The sequence below is a fragment of the Specibacter sp. BI4 genome (genome assembly GCF_056680095.1).
The window spans coordinates 495,631-512,787 of the sequence record NZ_CM155265.1; the positions used below are offsets into that span (position 1 = coordinate 495,631).

3 protein-coding genes, 1 tRNA gene and 5 rRNA genes are annotated in these 17,157 nt (G+C 55.0%); 2 read left to right on the forward strand and 7 right to left on the reverse strand.

Features of this window, described 5'->3' with window-relative positions; genetic code table 11:
* Nucleotides 1-110: 110 nt before the first annotated feature.
* From AC1L6K_RS02390 to AC1L6K_RS02420, 7 genes are all read right to left on the reverse strand, one after another.
* A 23S ribosomal RNA gene (locus tag AC1L6K_RS02390) occupies nt 111-3,283 on the reverse strand.
* A 555-nt stretch (nt 3,284-3,838) separates the two neighbouring features.
* Nucleotides 3,839-5,376: ribosomal RNA gene (locus AC1L6K_RS02395) — 16S ribosomal RNA — on the reverse strand.
* Together the 16S and 23S rRNA genes form the textbook arrangement of a ribosomal RNA operon.
* Nucleotides 5,377-7,846: 2,470 nt before the next feature.
* Nucleotides 7,847-7,963: ribosomal RNA gene (gene rrf / locus AC1L6K_RS02400) — 5S ribosomal RNA — on the reverse strand.
* 232 nt (nt 7,964-8,195) lie between these two features.
* Nucleotides 8,196-11,368 (reverse strand): 23S ribosomal RNA (locus tag AC1L6K_RS02405).
* 555 nt (nt 11,369-11,923) lie between these two features.
* Nucleotides 11,924-13,461 (reverse strand): 16S ribosomal RNA (locus AC1L6K_RS02410).
* A gap of 477 nt (nt 13,462-13,938) precedes the next feature.
* Nucleotides 13,939-14,313 carry a phage holin family protein gene (locus AC1L6K_RS02415; protein WP_480951149.1) on the reverse strand — a complete coding sequence of 125 codons (375 nt, stop codon included), beginning with the start codon at nt 14,311-14,313 and terminating at the stop codon, nt 13,939-13,941.
* A 1,051-nt stretch (nt 14,314-15,364) separates the two neighbouring features.
* Nucleotides 15,365-15,447: transfer RNA gene (locus tag AC1L6K_RS02420), tRNA-Leu, on the reverse strand.
* A 400-nt stretch (nt 15,448-15,847) separates the two neighbouring features.
* On the opposite strand from AC1L6K_RS02420, the gene AC1L6K_RS02425 reads away from it, so the two are divergent.
* Both AC1L6K_RS02425 and AC1L6K_RS02430 read left to right on the forward strand, forming a co-directional pair.
* On the forward strand, nt 15,848-16,675 hold the full coding sequence (locus AC1L6K_RS02425; protein ID WP_480951150.1) for an FhaA domain-containing protein: 828 nt from the start codon (nt 15,848-15,850) through the stop codon (nt 16,673-16,675).
* The gene (locus AC1L6K_RS02430) at nt 16,672-17,157 is read left to right on the forward strand and encodes an FHA domain-containing protein FhaB/FipA (RefSeq protein ID WP_480951151.1); all 486 of its coding nucleotides are present in this window, start codon (nt 16,672-16,674) and stop codon (nt 17,155-17,157) included. Before AC1L6K_RS02425 ends, AC1L6K_RS02430 begins: the two co-directional genes overlap by 4 nt.

A 17,157-nucleotide genomic window follows, 5' to 3' on the forward strand; every position in this document is an offset into this window, starting at 1 on the left:
GTAAAGATGGTGGTGGTGTCTTGCTTTTTTTGTTTCCGTGCAACATACCGGGTGGGTTTGTTGGTTGGGAACCACATAGTGAACGCGAGCATTAATTTTATAAAGTGTGTGTGGTGTAAGTTATCGGCCTATTAGTACCGGTCAGCTTCACGAGTCTTTAGTCCTCGCTTCCACGTCCGGCCTATCAACCCAGTGGTCTAGCTGGGGGCCTCTCACACATAACTGTGTATGGAAATCTCATCTTGAAGCGGGCTTCCCGCTTAGATGCTTTCAGCGGTTATCCCATCCGAACGTAGCTAATCAGCGATGCACTTGGCAGTACAACTGACACACCAGAGGTTCGTCCGTCCCGGTCCTCTCGTACTAAGGACAGCCCTTCTCAAATTTCCTGCGCGCGCAGCGGATAGGGACCGAACTGTCTCACGACGTTCTAAACCCAGCTCGCGTACCGCTTTAATGGGCGAACAGCCCAACCCTTGGGACCTACTCCAGCCCCAGGATGCGACGAGCCGACATCGAGGTGCCAAACCATGCCGTCGATATGGACTCTTGGGCAAGATCAGCCTGTTATCCCCGAGGTACCTTTTATCCGTTGAGCGACGGCCATTCCACAATGTGCCGCCGGATCACTAGTCCCGACTTTCGTCCCTGCTCGAGGTGTCCCTCTCACAGTCAAGCTCCCTTGTGCACTTACACTCGAAACCTGATTGCCAACCAGGCTGAGGGAACCTTTGGGCGCCTCCGTTACTTTTTAGGAGGCAACCGCCCCAGTTAAACTACCCATCAGGCACTGTCCCTGACCCGGATTACGGGCCGAAGTTAGATGTCCAAAGTGACCAGAGTGGTATTTCAACGATGACTCCACCGCAACTAGCGTTGCAGTTTCACAGTCTCCCACCTATCCTACACAAGCCACTCCGAACACCAATACCAAACTATAGTAAAGGTCTCGGGGTCTTTCCGTCCTGCTGCGCGTAACGAGCATCTTTACTCGTACTGCAATTTCGCCGAGTTTATGGTTGAGACAGCGGGGAAGTCGTTACTCCATTCGTGCAGGTCGGAACTTACCCGACAAGGAATTTCGCTACCTTAGGATGGTTATAGTTACCACCGCCGTTTACTGGGGCTTAAATTCTCAGCTTCGCCAACAAGTTGGCTAACCGGTCCTCTTAACCTTCCAGCACCGGGCAGGAGTCAGTCCGTATACATCGTCTTGCGACTTCGCACGGACCTGTGTTTTTAGTAAACAGTCGCTTCCCCCTGGTCTCTGCGGCCCACACCCGCTCATGAAGAGTAAATCTTCTTCACGGGGCAGGCCCCCCTTCTCCCGAAGTTACGGGGGCATTTTGCCGAGTTCCTTAACCATAATTCTCTCGATCGCCTTAGTATTCTCTACCTGATCACCTGTGTCGGTTTGGGGTACGGGCAGTTAGAACCTCACGTCGATGCTTTTCTAGGCAGCATAGGATCACCAAATTCCCCCGTACGGGGGTCCCATCAGATCTCAGAATCGTCATCAAAGACAACACAACGGATTTGCCTATCGTGTTTCCTACGTCCTTAGACCGGGACTACCATCGCCCGGCTTGGCTACCTTCCTGCGTCACACCTGTTAATACGCTTACCTCCCCGGTTCAGGTCCCACGCTCCCCACACACCCTGACCCCGAAGGGTACGCAGTGGTGGTTTGGGTGGTTAGTATCACCGGTTCAATATTGGCGGTTCTTCACCGGTACGGGAATATCAACCCGTTGTCCATCGACTACGCCTGTCGGCCTCGCCTTAGGTCCCGACTTACCCAGGGCAGATTAGCTTGACCCTGGAACCCTTGATCATTCGGCGGACGGGTTTCTCACCCGTCTTTCGCTACTCATGCCTGCATTCTCACTCGTGTAGGCTCCACCGCTAGTTCACACTGCGACTTCAATGCCCACACGACGCTCCCCTACCACTCCAAACCCCTGAACCAAGAAACAAGTCCTTGGTTTGGGTAGTGTTTGAAATCCACAACTTCGGCGGTGTACTTGAGCCCCGCTACATTGTCGGCGCGGGATCACTTGACCAGTGAGCTATTACGCACTCTTTTAAGGATGGCTGCTTCTAAGCCAACCTCCTGGTTGTCTAAGCAATCCCACATCCTTTCCCACTTAGCACACGCTTAGGGGCCTTAGTTGGTGGTCTGGGCTGTTTCCCTCTCGACTATGAAGCTTATCCCCCACAGTCTCACTGCTACGCTCTGACTTACCGGCATTCGGAGTTTGGCTGACGTCAGTAACCTTGTAGGGCCCATTAGCCATCCAGTAGCTCTACCTCCAGTAAGAAACACGCAACGCTGCACCTAAATGCATTTCGGGGAGAACCAGCTATCACGAAGTTTGATTGGCCTTTCACCCCTACCCACAGCTCATCCCCTCCATTTTCAACTGAAGTGGGTTCGGTCCTCCACGCGCTCTTACACACGCTTCAACCTGGCCATGGGTAGATCACTTCGCTTCGGGTCTAGATCACGCCACTAAACTCGCCCTATTCAGACTCGCTTTCGCTACGGCTTCCCCACACGGGTTAACCTCGCGACGTAACACTAACTCGCAGGCTCATTCTTCAAAAGGCACGCCATCACCACAACAACCACCCCACGAAGGGGCGCGGTGGCTCTGACGGATTGTAAGCACACGGTTTCAGGTACTATTTCACTCCCCTCCCGGGGTACTTTTCACCTTTCCCTCACGGTACTTGTCCGCTATCGGTCATTAGGTAGTATTTAGGCTTATCAGGTGGTCCTGACAGATTCACACGGGATTTCTCGGGCCCCGTGCTACTTGGGATACTCACCAGGGAGTGCACTGCATTTCAGTTACGGGACTCTCACCCTCTACGGTCGGCCATTCAAAACCGTTCACCTATACATGCACCATTCCCCTCACTGGTCCGGCAGAACCAATACGGTAAATCCCACAACCCCGCACCATGCAACGCCCGCCGGCTATCACACATGACACGGTTTAGCCTGTTCCGCGTTCGCTCGCCACTACTAACGGAATCACTGTTGTTTTCTCTTCCTGTGGGTACTGAGATGTTTCACTTCCCCACGTTCCCTCCACACACCCTATATATTCAGATGCGGGTCACCACCTCACCTTACGGCGGGTAGCGGGGTTCCCCCATTCGGACACCCTCGGATCAAAGTTTGGTTATCAACTCCCCGAGGCTTATCGCAGATTCCTACGTCCTTCTTCGGCTCCTAATGCCAAGGCATCCACCGTGCGCCCTTAAAAACTTGACCACACACATGCAGTCAACAACGCTATAAAACATTATCGAGAGAACCATGAAAACCAACACCACCAACACCCACCAAAAAGCAGGAATCAACAGCATCAGATCCAGGTTCAATTATCTCAAAGAAATTGCTTCTTTATAAAGATGCTCGCGTTCACTATGTAGTTCTCAAACAACAACCCCACCACACACCTACACCCAGACACGTTCAACACACAAACAAATTGTGTCTCACACCGTGACCGGTTCGGTTATGTGCGGGAAACCAGGCACAACACCACCACCAAACAAATGGTGGTCGTTGTTGCTCCAGGACCCAACAGTGTGCCAAACGCATAACAACCCACACACCCAACAACCCGTACGGCTCGTTCCCCACACCCACAAAGTCGGTGTTGTACTAAAACCAGGTCGCCAGATGCCGATCATCGGCTGTTTTATTGATATTCCACCCTTGAGCAACCCACCCAGGAACATGCGTCCTGGCAATGGGTCTTTACTCCTCACACCACCAACCAGCAACTATGCAGTCACCGTTGTGGTGTTTGGTGCTCCTTAGAAAGGAGGTGATCCAGCCGCACCTTCCGGTACGGCTACCTTGTTACGACTTAGTCCCAATCGCCAGTCCCACCTTCGACAGCTCCCTCCCCACAAGGGGGTTAGGCCACCGGCTTCGGGTGTTACCAACTTTCGTGACTTGACGGGCGGTGTGTACAAGGCCCGGGAACGTATTCACCGCAGCGTTGCTGATCTGCGATTACTAGCGACTCCGACTTCATGGGGTCGAGTTGCAGACCCCAATCCGAACTGAGACCGGCTTTTTGGGATTAGCTCCACCTCACAGTATCGCAACCCATTGTACCGGCCATTGTAGCATGCGTGAAGCCCAAGACATAAGGGGCATGATGATTTGACGTCGTCCTCACCTTCCTCCGAGTTGACCCCGGCAGTCTCCTATGAGTCCCCACCATCACGTGCTGGCAACATAGAACGAGGGTTGCGCTCGTTGCGGGACTTAACCCAACATCTCACGACACGAGCTGACGACAACCATGCACCACCTGTAAACCGACCGCAAGCGGGGCACCTGTTTCCAGGTGTTTCCAGTTCATGTCAAGCCTTGGTAAGGTTCTTCGCGTTGCATCGAATTAATCCGCATGCTCCGCCGCTTGTGCGGGCCCCCGTCAATTCCTTTGAGTTTTAGCCTTGCGGCCGTACTCCCCAGGCGGGGCACTTAATGCGTTAGCTACGGCGCGGAAAACGTGGAATGTCCCCCACACCTAGTGCCCAACGTTTACGGCATGGACTACCAGGGTATCTAATCCTGTTCGCTCCCCATGCTTTCGCTCCTCAGCGTCAGTTAATGCCCAGAGACCTGCCTTCGCCATCGGTGTTCCTCCTGATATCTGCGCATTTCACCGCTACACCAGGAATTCCAGTCTCCCCTACATCACTCTAGTCTGCCCGTACCCACCGCAGATCCGGGGTTGAGCCCCGGACTTTCACGGCAGACGCGACAAACCGCCTACGAGCTCTTTACGCCCAATAATTCCGGATAACGCTTGCGCCCTACGTATTACCGCGGCTGCTGGCACGTAGTTAGCCGGCGCTTCTTCTGCAAGTACCCTCAACCAGACAACGTCTGGCCTTGTTCCCTACTGAAAGAGGTTTACAACCCGAAGGCCGTCATCCCTCACGCGGCGTCGCTGCATCAGGCTTTCGCCCATTGTGCAATATTCCCCACTGCTGCCTCCCGTAGGAGTCTGGGCCGTGTCTCAGTCCCAGTGTGGCCGGTCACCCTCTCAGGCCGGCTACCCGTCGTCGCCTTGGTGAGCCATTACCTCACCAACAAGCTGATAGGCCGCGAGTCCATCCAAAACCAATAAATCTTTCAACCAAACACCATGCGATGTAAAGTCAATATCCAGTATTAGACCCCGTTTCCAAGGCTTATCCCAGAGTTAAGGGCAGGTTACTCACGTGTTACTCACCCGTTCGCCACTAATCCCCGACGCAAGCGCCAGTTCATCGTTCGACTTGCATGTGTTAAGCACGCCGCCAGCGTTCATCCTGAGCCAGGATCAAACTCTCCGTTAATAACTAAACAGACACACACAATCACACCGGAAAAAGGTAAATGAAAGCATGCACTAAATTCGAAACCAGCTAAACGATCATGCATCACCACAGGGGCGGCAACACACAACCAAATAACCAATTCAATATAAATAAATTGGTATCAATAAAACTTGGCACACTATTGAGTTCTCAAACAACAACCACACCCAGCCAACACACCCAAACAAACCTTCTTGTCCACGATGATCAGTGCCGAGGCAACTTTTCAAGCTTACCCACAAAGCCCCAACAATGCAAATCCCTCAACCAGCGAACCACACCATCAAAACACGCCAAAACAACCGGCAAAACCGGCCACATAAACTCAGGATTTTCGTCCCCCCACCACGTGGGGCAACTCGAAAAACAATACACACCTTTCCGCGGCATATCCAATTGAAACAGTGTGACCCTGGGCACCCATTTGAAATGGCCGAGCAAGCCCCGGTGTATATCTCTCCACAATCCCGGGAACACAGGGATCCTAGTCATTTCCCCAAGCTGTCCGGACCCCCGCAACGACGTCCGCAATGCAGTTGCGGGCATTGCCAGCCCAGATAGTGTGCTGCACACCGCAGTCGTGCCCAGGCGGAACCCACACGACTCCGTGACGTGACCACCGCAAACTTCCTCCTGCCTCAGGCTCGACCGGGCTCTCGGCCGTCCCAGACACCGAAACTACTTCATTAGCCCGCAACGTAGTCCAACGGCGGCAAGCACAAAGCCCCAAGAACTCGACGGTGCTGGAGTCTCCCTTTGCGGACAACCCGCCGACCGGTGCCAGCTCTACGCGTTGCAAGTCGTCGGGTGCAGCTTTAAATATCCAAATTCACGGCCCAAAGCGATAGACGCAGAGCTGAAAGAATCATGACGACTGTTCGCCCTCGCTGTTGCAACCAACCAGTCCAGACTGCATACGGCATTCGCGCCGTGCCCCCGGAAGGTGACAGGGGAAGCTCTACACTTCCCCCGTCTGCGTGCCTATGAAAGTGCAACTGGGTGGACAACAAGATCCACAGGGTCCAGGGACCGCCAGTGAGCACCAATCACTTATCGCCGGCGCCAAGGACTCACTCGCGCTCCTCAATCCCGACCGTAGAGTGTCCGCAAGCCCTCTTTGAACTCACGAACTACATCGCCAGTCGGGGATGTGCCGCCAACAGGAGCAACGACGCGCACTGACCCTGAATTGCGGTCTACGTCCACTTCAACAACGGCAAGGCTGGTGGCATCTCGGGTCACTTACCGGCAAACCTTCACGGCGAAGGGTTACGTTCACCAGCATCCTAGTGGCAGCCGACATACGAAACACGGACACGCTTCTTTCATCATCGCCACTGGACCGTTACGGTACCTCGTTGCCAGCAATGAGGATCGTAATCCCCGGCATGCATTGCATCTTACAATCGGCCGTGAAGCTGCCTTTCGCGTATAACGCATCCCTGCCGTCAGCCCCGAGCACCAGGAATAACAGGGTCAAAGGGAACTGAAGCGAATCGCCGCGTCAAACGGCCATGGACTCGTCGCCGACCGCCGGCCTGTGCGGAACCGGTGTATCAGCCGCAATCCCAAACTGACCATTCGTGACGATGTTGAGGTGAACGTATCACTCAGAGGCTCTGACCACCTGCGCCAACGAGCCCGAAGCGCCTCGCTCAGTGCTGCTGACTTTCATGACGTTCAAAGCGGTTCCAGCAAACCCATCGACGCTGGGTGCGGCAGGGGCTCACAGGCCCGGTAATCAAACAGCAGCGGTGCAGTCCCGCAATACCAGCTCCGGTGGTGAGGTGTTTTTCGCTTCCCCGCTATATGGGTCTCCGGCAGTCATGAATTCGTGCGGCCTGTTGCTTCCCCCGGTGTGTCGTGATCTACGCCGGTGCTGCGGTCACGAGGCAGCAGGCACCAAGCCCTGATCCCCACAGCCGCGTTGTGTTCATGGTGGTGCGGTCGGAGATCATCCGGTGCCACTCTTCCCACATGCTATGTACCTGAAGGGCCCAGGCTGCACCACCGGCCACGTGGGTTCGACGGCGGCGTATGAGAACACGCGACATTGTGCTTGTCTGAGATTCTGCGTTTAAGGCGCCCGGGAAGGCGTCTCTGCAGCGGCGGTATCGAGTATCTGGCCGATTCCAAGCACATGTTCCTTGGCGGCGCGGCGGATTTTGGCGCGGTTGGAGCAGTCTTCCCGGGATGGTGCCGGCGTGTATGTCCCTGTCGCGGAGGAATTCCCGACCCGGCTTGTGGTGCGCAACAGTACGGCCATTCCGGTCCCGGAGTAAGCGGGTTTAAACAATGATGGCCGCCCGTGTGGGCGGCCGTGGTGTGCTGGTGCCGGCACTGTGTGTGGTGCCGGCTGTGTGTGGTGCGGTCTGTTGGTTTGTTGGGTTGTTAAATGCAGGGAGGCCCCGCACCTGGTGGTGTGGGGCCTCGACCTGTTTTATGTGTTGTCCGGCGGTGTCCTACTCTCCCACATCCTCACGAATGCAGTACCATCGGCGCTGTGGGTCTTAGCTTCCGGGTTCGGAATGGGACCGGGCGTTTCCCCCACGCTATGACCACCGTAACTCGTTCCCCGCACCAGTCAGCGTGTTGCTGGTGGTTGGGTGGCTTGTTGGGTGTTCTTGTTTGGAACAACAGTATTTTATTATACAAGACATTTTCTACCAGGTGTTACCATTTGTGGTGGTAAAGATGGTGGTGGTGTCTTGCTTTTTTTGTTTCCGTGCAACATACCGGGTGGGTTTGTTGGTTGGGAACCACATAGTGAACGCGAGCATTAATTTTATAAAGTGTGTGTGGTGTAAGTTATCGGCCTATTAGTACCGGTCAGCTTCACGAGTCTTTAGTCCTCGCTTCCACGTCCGGCCTATCAACCCAGTGGTCTAGCTGGGGGCCTCTCACACATAACTGTGTATGGAAATCTCATCTTGAAGCGGGCTTCCCGCTTAGATGCTTTCAGCGGTTATCCCATCCGAACGTAGCTAATCAGCGATGCACTTGGCAGTACAACTGACACACCAGAGGTTCGTCCGTCCCGGTCCTCTCGTACTAAGGACAGCCCTTCTCAAATTTCCTGCGCGCGCAGCGGATAGGGACCGAACTGTCTCACGACGTTCTAAACCCAGCTCGCGTACCGCTTTAATGGGCGAACAGCCCAACCCTTGGGACCTACTCCAGCCCCAGGATGCGACGAGCCGACATCGAGGTGCCAAACCATGCCGTCGATATGGACTCTTGGGCAAGATCAGCCTGTTATCCCCGAGGTACCTTTTATCCGTTGAGCGACGGCCATTCCACAATGTGCCGCCGGATCACTAGTCCCGACTTTCGTCCCTGCTCGAGGTGTCCCTCTCACAGTCAAGCTCCCTTGTGCACTTACACTCGAAACCTGATTGCCAACCAGGCTGAGGGAACCTTTGGGCGCCTCCGTTACTTTTTAGGAGGCAACCGCCCCAGTTAAACTACCCATCAGGCACTGTCCCTGACCCGGATTACGGGCCGAAGTTAGATGTCCAAAGTGACCAGAGTGGTATTTCAACGATGACTCCACCGCAACTAGCGTTGCAGTTTCACAGTCTCCCACCTATCCTACACAAGCCACTCCGAACACCAATACCAAACTATAGTAAAGGTCTCGGGGTCTTTCCGTCCTGCTGCGCGTAACGAGCATCTTTACTCGTACTGCAATTTCGCCGAGTTTATGGTTGAGACAGCGGGGAAGTCGTTACTCCATTCGTGCAGGTCGGAACTTACCCGACAAGGAATTTCGCTACCTTAGGATGGTTATAGTTACCACCGCCGTTTACTGGGGCTTAAATTCTCAGCTTCGCCAACAAGTTGGCTAACCGGTCCTCTTAACCTTCCAGCACCGGGCAGGAGTCAGTCCGTATACATCGTCTTGCGACTTCGCACGGACCTGTGTTTTTAGTAAACAGTCGCTTCCCCCTGGTCTCTGCGGCCCACACCCGCTCATGAAGAGTAAATCTTCTTCACGGGGCAGGCCCCCCTTCTCCCGAAGTTACGGGGGCATTTTGCCGAGTTCCTTAACCATAATTCTCTCGATCGCCTTAGTATTCTCTACCTGATCACCTGTGTCGGTTTGGGGTACGGGCAGTTAGAACCTCACGTCGATGCTTTTCTAGGCAGCATAGGATCACCAAATTCCCCCGTACGGGGGTCCCATCAGATCTCAGAATCGTCATCAAAGACAACACAACGGATTTGCCTATCGTGTTTCCTACGTCCTTAGACCGGGACTACCATCGCCCGGCTTGGCTACCTTCCTGCGTCACACCTGTTAATACGCTTACCTCCCCGGTTCAGGTCCCACGCTCCCCACACACCCTGACCCCGAAGGGTACGCAGTGGTGGTTTGGGTGGTTAGTATCACCGGTTCAATATTGGCGGTTCTTCACCGGTACGGGAATATCAACCCGTTGTCCATCGACTACGCCTGTCGGCCTCGCCTTAGGTCCCGACTTACCCAGGGCAGATTAGCTTGACCCTGGAACCCTTGATCATTCGGCGGACGGGTTTCTCACCCGTCTTTCGCTACTCATGCCTGCATTCTCACTCGTGTAGGCTCCACCGCTAGTTCACACTGCGACTTCAATGCCCACACGACGCTCCCCTACCACTCCAAACCCCTGAACCAAGAAACAAGTCCTTGGTTTGGGTAGTGTTTGAAATCCACAACTTCGGCGGTGTACTTGAGCCCCGCTACATTGTCGGCGCGGGATCACTTGACCAGTGAGCTATTACGCACTCTTTTAAGGATGGCTGCTTCTAAGCCAACCTCCTGGTTGTCTAAGCAATCCCACATCCTTTCCCACTTAGCACACGCTTAGGGGCCTTAGTTGGTGGTCTGGGCTGTTTCCCTCTCGACTATGAAGCTTATCCCCCACAGTCTCACTGCTACGCTCTGACTTACCGGCATTCGGAGTTTGGCTGACGTCAGTAACCTTGTAGGGCCCATTAGCCATCCAGTAGCTCTACCTCCAGTAAGAAACACGCAACGCTGCACCTAAATGCATTTCGGGGAGAACCAGCTATCACGAAGTTTGATTGGCCTTTCACCCCTACCCACAGCTCATCCCCTCCATTTTCAACTGAAGTGGGTTCGGTCCTCCACGCGCTCTTACACACGCTTCAACCTGGCCATGGGTAGATCACTTCGCTTCGGGTCTAGATCACGCCACTAAACTCGCCCTATTCAGACTCGCTTTCGCTACGGCTTCCCCACACGGGTTAACCTCGCGACGTAACACTAACTCGCAGGCTCATTCTTCAAAAGGCACGCCATCACCACAACAACCACCCCACGAAGGGGCGCGGTGGCTCTGACGGATTGTAAGCACACGGTTTCAGGTACTATTTCACTCCCCTCCCGGGGTACTTTTCACCTTTCCCTCACGGTACTTGTCCGCTATCGGTCATTAGGTAGTATTTAGGCTTATCAGGTGGTCCTGACAGATTCACACGGGATTTCTCGGGCCCCGTGCTACTTGGGATACTCACCAGGGAGTGCACTGCATTTCAGTTACGGGACTCTCACCCTCTACGGTCGGCCATTCAAAACCGTTCACCTATACATGCACCATTCCCCTCACTGGTCCGGCAGAACCAATACGGTAAATCCCACAACCCCGCACCATGCAACGCCCGCCGGCTATCACACATGACACGGTTTAGCCTGTTCCGCGTTCGCTCGCCACTACTAACGGAATCACTGTTGTTTTCTCTTCCTGTGGGTACTGAGATGTTTCACTTCCCCACGTTCCCTCCACACACCCTATATATTCAGATGCGGGTCACCACCTCACCTTACGGCGGGTAGCGGGGTTCCCCCATTCGGACACCCTCGGATCAAAGTTTGGTTATCAACTCCCCGAGGCTTATCGCAGATTCCTACGTCCTTCTTCGGCTCCTAATGCCAAGGCATCCACCGTGCGCCCTTAAAAACTTGACCACACACATGCAGTCAACAACGCTATAAAACATTATCGAGAGAACCATGAAAACCAACACCACCAACACCCACCAAAAAGCAGGAATCAACAGCATCAGATCCAGGTTCAATTATCTCAAAGAAATTGCTTCTTTATAAAGATGCTCGCGTTCACTATGTAGTTCTCAAACAACAACCCCACCACACACCTACACCCAGACACGTTCAACACACAAACAAATTGTGTCTCACACCGTGACCGGTTCGGTTATGTGCGGGAAACCAGGCACAACACCACCACCAAACAAATGGTGGTCGTTGTTGCTCCAGGACCCAACAGTGTGCCAAACGCATAACAACCCACACACCCAACAACCCGTACGGCTCGTTCCCCACACCCACAAAGTCGGTGTTGTACTAAAACCAGGTCGCCAGATGCCGATCATCGGCTGTTTTATTGATATTCCACCCTTGAGCAACCCACCCAGGAACATGCGTCCTGGCAATGGGTCTTTACTCCTCACACCACCAACAAACAACTATGCAGTCACCGTTGTGGTGTTTGGTGCTCCTTAGAAAGGAGGTGATCCAGCCGCACCTTCCGGTACGGCTACCTTGTTACGACTTAGTCCCAATCGCCAGTCCCACCTTCGACAGCTCCCTCCCCACAAGGGGGTTAGGCCACCGGCTTCGGGTGTTACCAACTTTCGTGACTTGACGGGCGGTGTGTACAAGGCCCGGGAACGTATTCACCGCAGCGTTGCTGATCTGCGATTACTAGCGACTCCGACTTCATGGGGTCGAGTTGCAGACCCCAATCCGAACTGAGACCGGCTTTTTGGGATTAGCTCCACCTCACAGTATCGCAACCCATTGTACCGGCCATTGTAGCATGCGTGAAGCCCAAGACATAAGGGGCATGATGATTTGACGTCGTCCTCACCTTCCTCCGAGTTGACCCCGGCAGTCTCCTATGAGTCCCCACCATCACGTGCTGGCAACATAGAACGAGGGTTGCGCTCGTTGCGGGACTTAACCCAACATCTCACGACACGAGCTGACGACAACCATGCACCACCTGTAAACCGACCGCAAGCGGGGCACCTGTTTCCAGGTGTTTCCAGTTCATGTCAAGCCTTGGTAAGGTTCTTCGCGTTGCATCGAATTAATCCGCATGCTCCGCCGCTTGTGCGGGCCCCCGTCAATTCCTTTGAGTTTTAGCCTTGCGGCCGTACTCCCCAGGCGGGGCACTTAATGCGTTAGCTACGGCGCGGAAAACGTGGAATGTCCCCCACACCTAGTGCCCAACGTTTACGGCATGGACTACCAGGGTATCTAATCCTGTTCGCTCCCCATGCTTTCGCTCCTCAGCGTCAGTTAATGCCCAGAGACCTGCCTTCGCCATCGGTGTTCCTCCTGATATCTGCGCATTTCACCGCTACACCAGGAATTCCAGTCTCCCCTACATCACTCTAGTCTGCCCGTACCCACCGCAGATCCGGGGTTGAGCCCCGGACTTTCACGGCAGACGCGACAAACCGCCTACGAGCTCTTTACGCCCAATAATTCCGGATAACGCTTGCGCCCTACGTATTACCGCGGCTGCTGGCACGTAGTTAGCCGGCGCTTCTTCTGCAAGTACCCTCAACCAGACAACGTCTGGCCTTGTTCCCTACTGAAAGAGGTTTACAACCCGAAGGCCGTCATCCCTCACGCGGCGTCGCTGCATCAGGCTTTCGCCCATTGTGCAATATTCCCCACTGCTGCCTCCCGTAGGAGTCTGGGCCGTGTCTCAGTCCCAGTGTGGCCGGTCACCCTCTCAGGCCGGCTACCCGTCGTCGCCTTGGTGAGCCATTACCTCACCAACAAGCTGATAGGCCGCGAGTCCATCCAAAACCAATAAATCTTTCAACCAAACACCATGCGATGTAAAGTCAATATCCAGTATTAGACCCCGTTTCCAAGGCTTATCCCAGAGTTAAGGGCAGGTTACTCACGTGTTACTCACCCGTTCGCCACTAATCCCCGACGCAAGCGCCAGTTCATCGTTCGACTTGCATGTGTTAAGCACGCCGCCAGCGTTCATCCTGAGCCAGGATCAAACTCTCCGTTAATAACTAAACAGACACACACAATCACACCGGAAAAAGGTAAATGAAAGCATGCACTAAATTCGAAACCAGCTAAACGATCATGCATCACCACAGGGGCGGCAACACACAACCAAATAACCAATTCAATATAAATAAATTGGTATCAATAAAACTTGGCACACTATTGAGTTCTCAAACAACAACCACACCCAGCCAACACACCCAAACAAACCTTCTTGTCCACGATGATCAGTGCCGAGGCAACTTTTCAAGCTTACCCACAAAGCCCCAACAATGCAAATCCCTCAACCAGCGAACCACACCATCAAAACACGCCAAAACAACCGGCAAAACCGGCCACATAAACTCAGGATTTTCGTCCCCCCACCACGTGGGGCAACTCGAAAAACAATACACACCTTTCCCCGAACACGCAAATCCACGGCACCCACACCCACACCACCGGCCACACCACGAACCCATGTCCGGCAGGCGCTGCTATTTTGCCGTTGACTTGAGCAGGTACTTGGGCACCAGTACGGCGCAGAGTCCGGTAACGGCCCAAATTATGAGTGCGGCAAATATCCAGGTGAGGAAGCCGTGAATCCTAATCCCTCCAAAGGGCAGGCTCGCAATGATCAGTGCCAGCCAAGTGGAAACAAGCGACGCGGCGCCGGCTAGCGCTGGCACGTACTTGCTGGCCAACTTGGCGACGAACCCTTCTAAAAGAGATTGGGCGATTGTAAAGACAACAATCGCGGTCAGGAATCCCCCGAAGCCCAGATCGAAACGCGGCAGGAATAGTGCTGCGAGCAGAATCGCCACTGCTGAACTGCCAAGTTGGACACCGATGCCAATCATTAGTTTCTTCATGCCCCGATCCTATGCGGCACTCAAGGGCAAAGACACTGCAACATCTCGTTGGCAGGGAATTCGGCGCCGACGGGCTCGATGGCGAGTGTCAACCGGCGGCCGTTGCCCAGGGCAGTGGGGCGAGTGCCGGGGTGCGAACATTCTTGGCAAAAAGCTTCGTGTCTCAACACTGAGTATATAAGGAGTGATTTCATACGGAGCCGGGCAAATCGCCTTGGGCGTCCTGGGCAACAGCAGCGGCGGTCGTTTCGATGTCGGCTGGGCTGGGGGAGTCGATATAAGTTGGTTTTAGCCCAGGGTTGATCTAGCACGGATGACCGTCAACTCTGCCTGACCACGAATTCCACCATCACCGGCTCAATGCCGGGCCTGTCCCAATGTTGTCTTGCCATGCCCCGTTTCGGAGACGCCGCCATGGCATGGCCACGCACCGCTGGTGAAGGAGGCAACTGGGCTGCGCTCGAGATCTTGGTCCGCATTGGTGCCACAGCGGCTGTCGAGACTGGCCGCTGCCGCTGAGCCAAACTTCGCACGGTGCTGGAGGCCGGCAGTGATGCCCTCTATATATAGGTCGGGCTGGTCGACAAACAGGGGCAGTTCGACAGTTTCTGGCGTGGATCGTATGGAGACAGTCAGTTACTGTGCCACTTCGTGGTTGGTCAGGACGGATCCAGCCGAAGGGTGGACAGTGCTCCGTCAACTGAATGCCGCCACGCTCGTCTCGAGTTCCCGCCACCTCGTCCGGGCCTGAACCTATTCCCGACCTTATATAGGGGAGTCCGTCCATGAAACCGGGCCACACAAACGCACTGCATCGCCCATTGACGTCGAGCTCGCCGCCCAGACCGTCCAGCTACAGAGACTTGGCCAAGAGTTCAGCGAACAGCCTGGTCACGCGCTCCCATCTGTCCGAGAGACGCGCGTTCACGAGGTTTGCCATGCAGCGGGGTCCATTGACGTCTCGTGGGCCCGGTCAACGGCGGCCGAACGCATGGGCAAACAAAAGATCCCCGGCGGAACCATGGGTTCCACCGGGGATCTTTCAAAAACGTGCGCGAGGGGGGATTTGAACCCCCACGCCCTTTCGGACACTGGCACCTGAAGCCAGCGCGTCTGCCGTTCCGCCACTCGCGCGTTTTTTTCGTTTCAATGCTTCACTAGCCTGTCGAAGTAATTTTCAACATTCAGTGGAACAGCGAGATCAAGCATATAGGACACTTTGCCGTTTTACCTAAACGAGCTCCTCAACACATCCCCAAACCCCTCTGCGAGGCATCCTGAAAGCCGGAAAATGCGCCAGATCATGCGGATCTCGGCTGCAACGCAGGGGCGCATGCCTTCCCCTACCCAGGTAGGAAATTTGCCACATCCGACCCAACTAATAGGTATATTCAAAGACTCCGGCAGTAGTATCGACTCTGAACATGGTTGTCCGCGGCGCGGCCAGCTGAGAGTCAGCGCCCTCCAAGGGGTGGCTGCCACAATAGTTTCCGTTGCAGCATTGCTGCAACGACACCAAAGGAGAGGAGAGCACATGGGATTGTTTGACAACGTTGAAAAAGGCATTGAAAAGGCAGTTCGCGGCGCATTCTCCCTCGGCTCCAAAACACTTCAGCCTGTGGAGATGGCCAACGCGCTCCGCAGGGAACTCGACGACAAGGCCATGACCTTGGACGCCGGGCGAACATTGGCCCCCAACGTTTTCAACTTGCAATTGGGCGATGCAGACTTTGAGCGCGCCCGTACATGGGGCGTCACCCTCGCAGAAGAATTGTGCGACGTGGTCATCAACCACTCCCGCAGCCAGGGCTATGTTTTGCAGGGACCCGTTCGTGTTGCCTTCAATCACCACGAAGAGCTGCGACCAGGACAATTTGAAGTCGTTTCGTCCACCGAGAAGGAATCCGGCGCCCCTGCCCAAGATGCTTCGGCACAGGCCCCCTCGCGGCCGCCGGCCAAACCCAGCAAGGGTCCCGGCACCCAAGCACCACCGGCACAGCCTGCGCCGGTCTACAAACGCCAGCCCGCGCCGTCGCCCGCCAAGACCGGAACTAAACAGGGCCAGCCGGTGCTCGACATTGACGGACAACGCTATTCACTGAACGCTTCCTCCATTATCTTGGGCCGTTCCTCGGAAGCTGACATTTTGATTGACGACACAGGCGTTTCACGAAAGCACCTGGAAATTCGCACCCAAAACGGTAGCAGCGCGGCCGTTGACCTTGGTTCCACGAATGGCAGCTACGTGGACGGCCATCGGGTTCAGGGCTCCACCGAGCTGCGCGACGGATCGGCTATCACCATGGGACGCACACAGATCACATTCCGCATATTGCCGGTACGAAGCGGTGGCAGGCGATGAATGATCTGAGCCTTGTAGTCACAATTTTGCGCTTCGGCTTCCTGGTCCTGATGTGGATCATGGTGTTCAGCGTCGTGGCCGCCATGCGCCGCGACCTTGTCATTGGCCACAAGGCCAAAGTGGGTGCCCCCACAGCCCGACAGGCGCGAAAGCACCCGGAATTGGTTGAAGAGGCGCCGCCCGCAAAGGTGCAGGCACGCCAACTCGTTGTGACCGAAGGCCCACTGGCAGGAACCACTTTGGAACTTGCCGGCACGCCCATCCTGCTTGGACGGGCCCAGGAAGCGAATCTGGTGCTTGAGGACGACTATGCCTCCGGCCGCCATGCCCGTCTCTTCCCGCAAGGCACCCGCTGGTTTATTGAAGATTTGGGCTCCACCAACGGAACGTTCCTGGGGGGCAACGCTTTGACGCGCGCCCTGCCTGTGGAACTGGGGGTTCCTGTGCGGATCGGCAAAACGGTCATCGAATTGAGGCCGTGA

Coding starts and splice junctions, on each gene's coding strand:
- AC1L6K_RS02415 (WP_480951149.1), bottom strand. CDS start 14,313: ATGAAGAAACTAATGATTGGCATCGGTGTCCAACTTGGCAGTTCAGCA.
- AC1L6K_RS02425 (WP_480951150.1), top strand. CDS start 15,848: ATGGGATTGTTTGACAACGTTGAAAAAGGCATTGAAAAGGCAGTTCGC.
- AC1L6K_RS02430 (WP_480951151.1), top strand. CDS start 16,672: ATGAATGATCTGAGCCTTGTAGTCACAATTTTGCGCTTCGGCTTCCTG.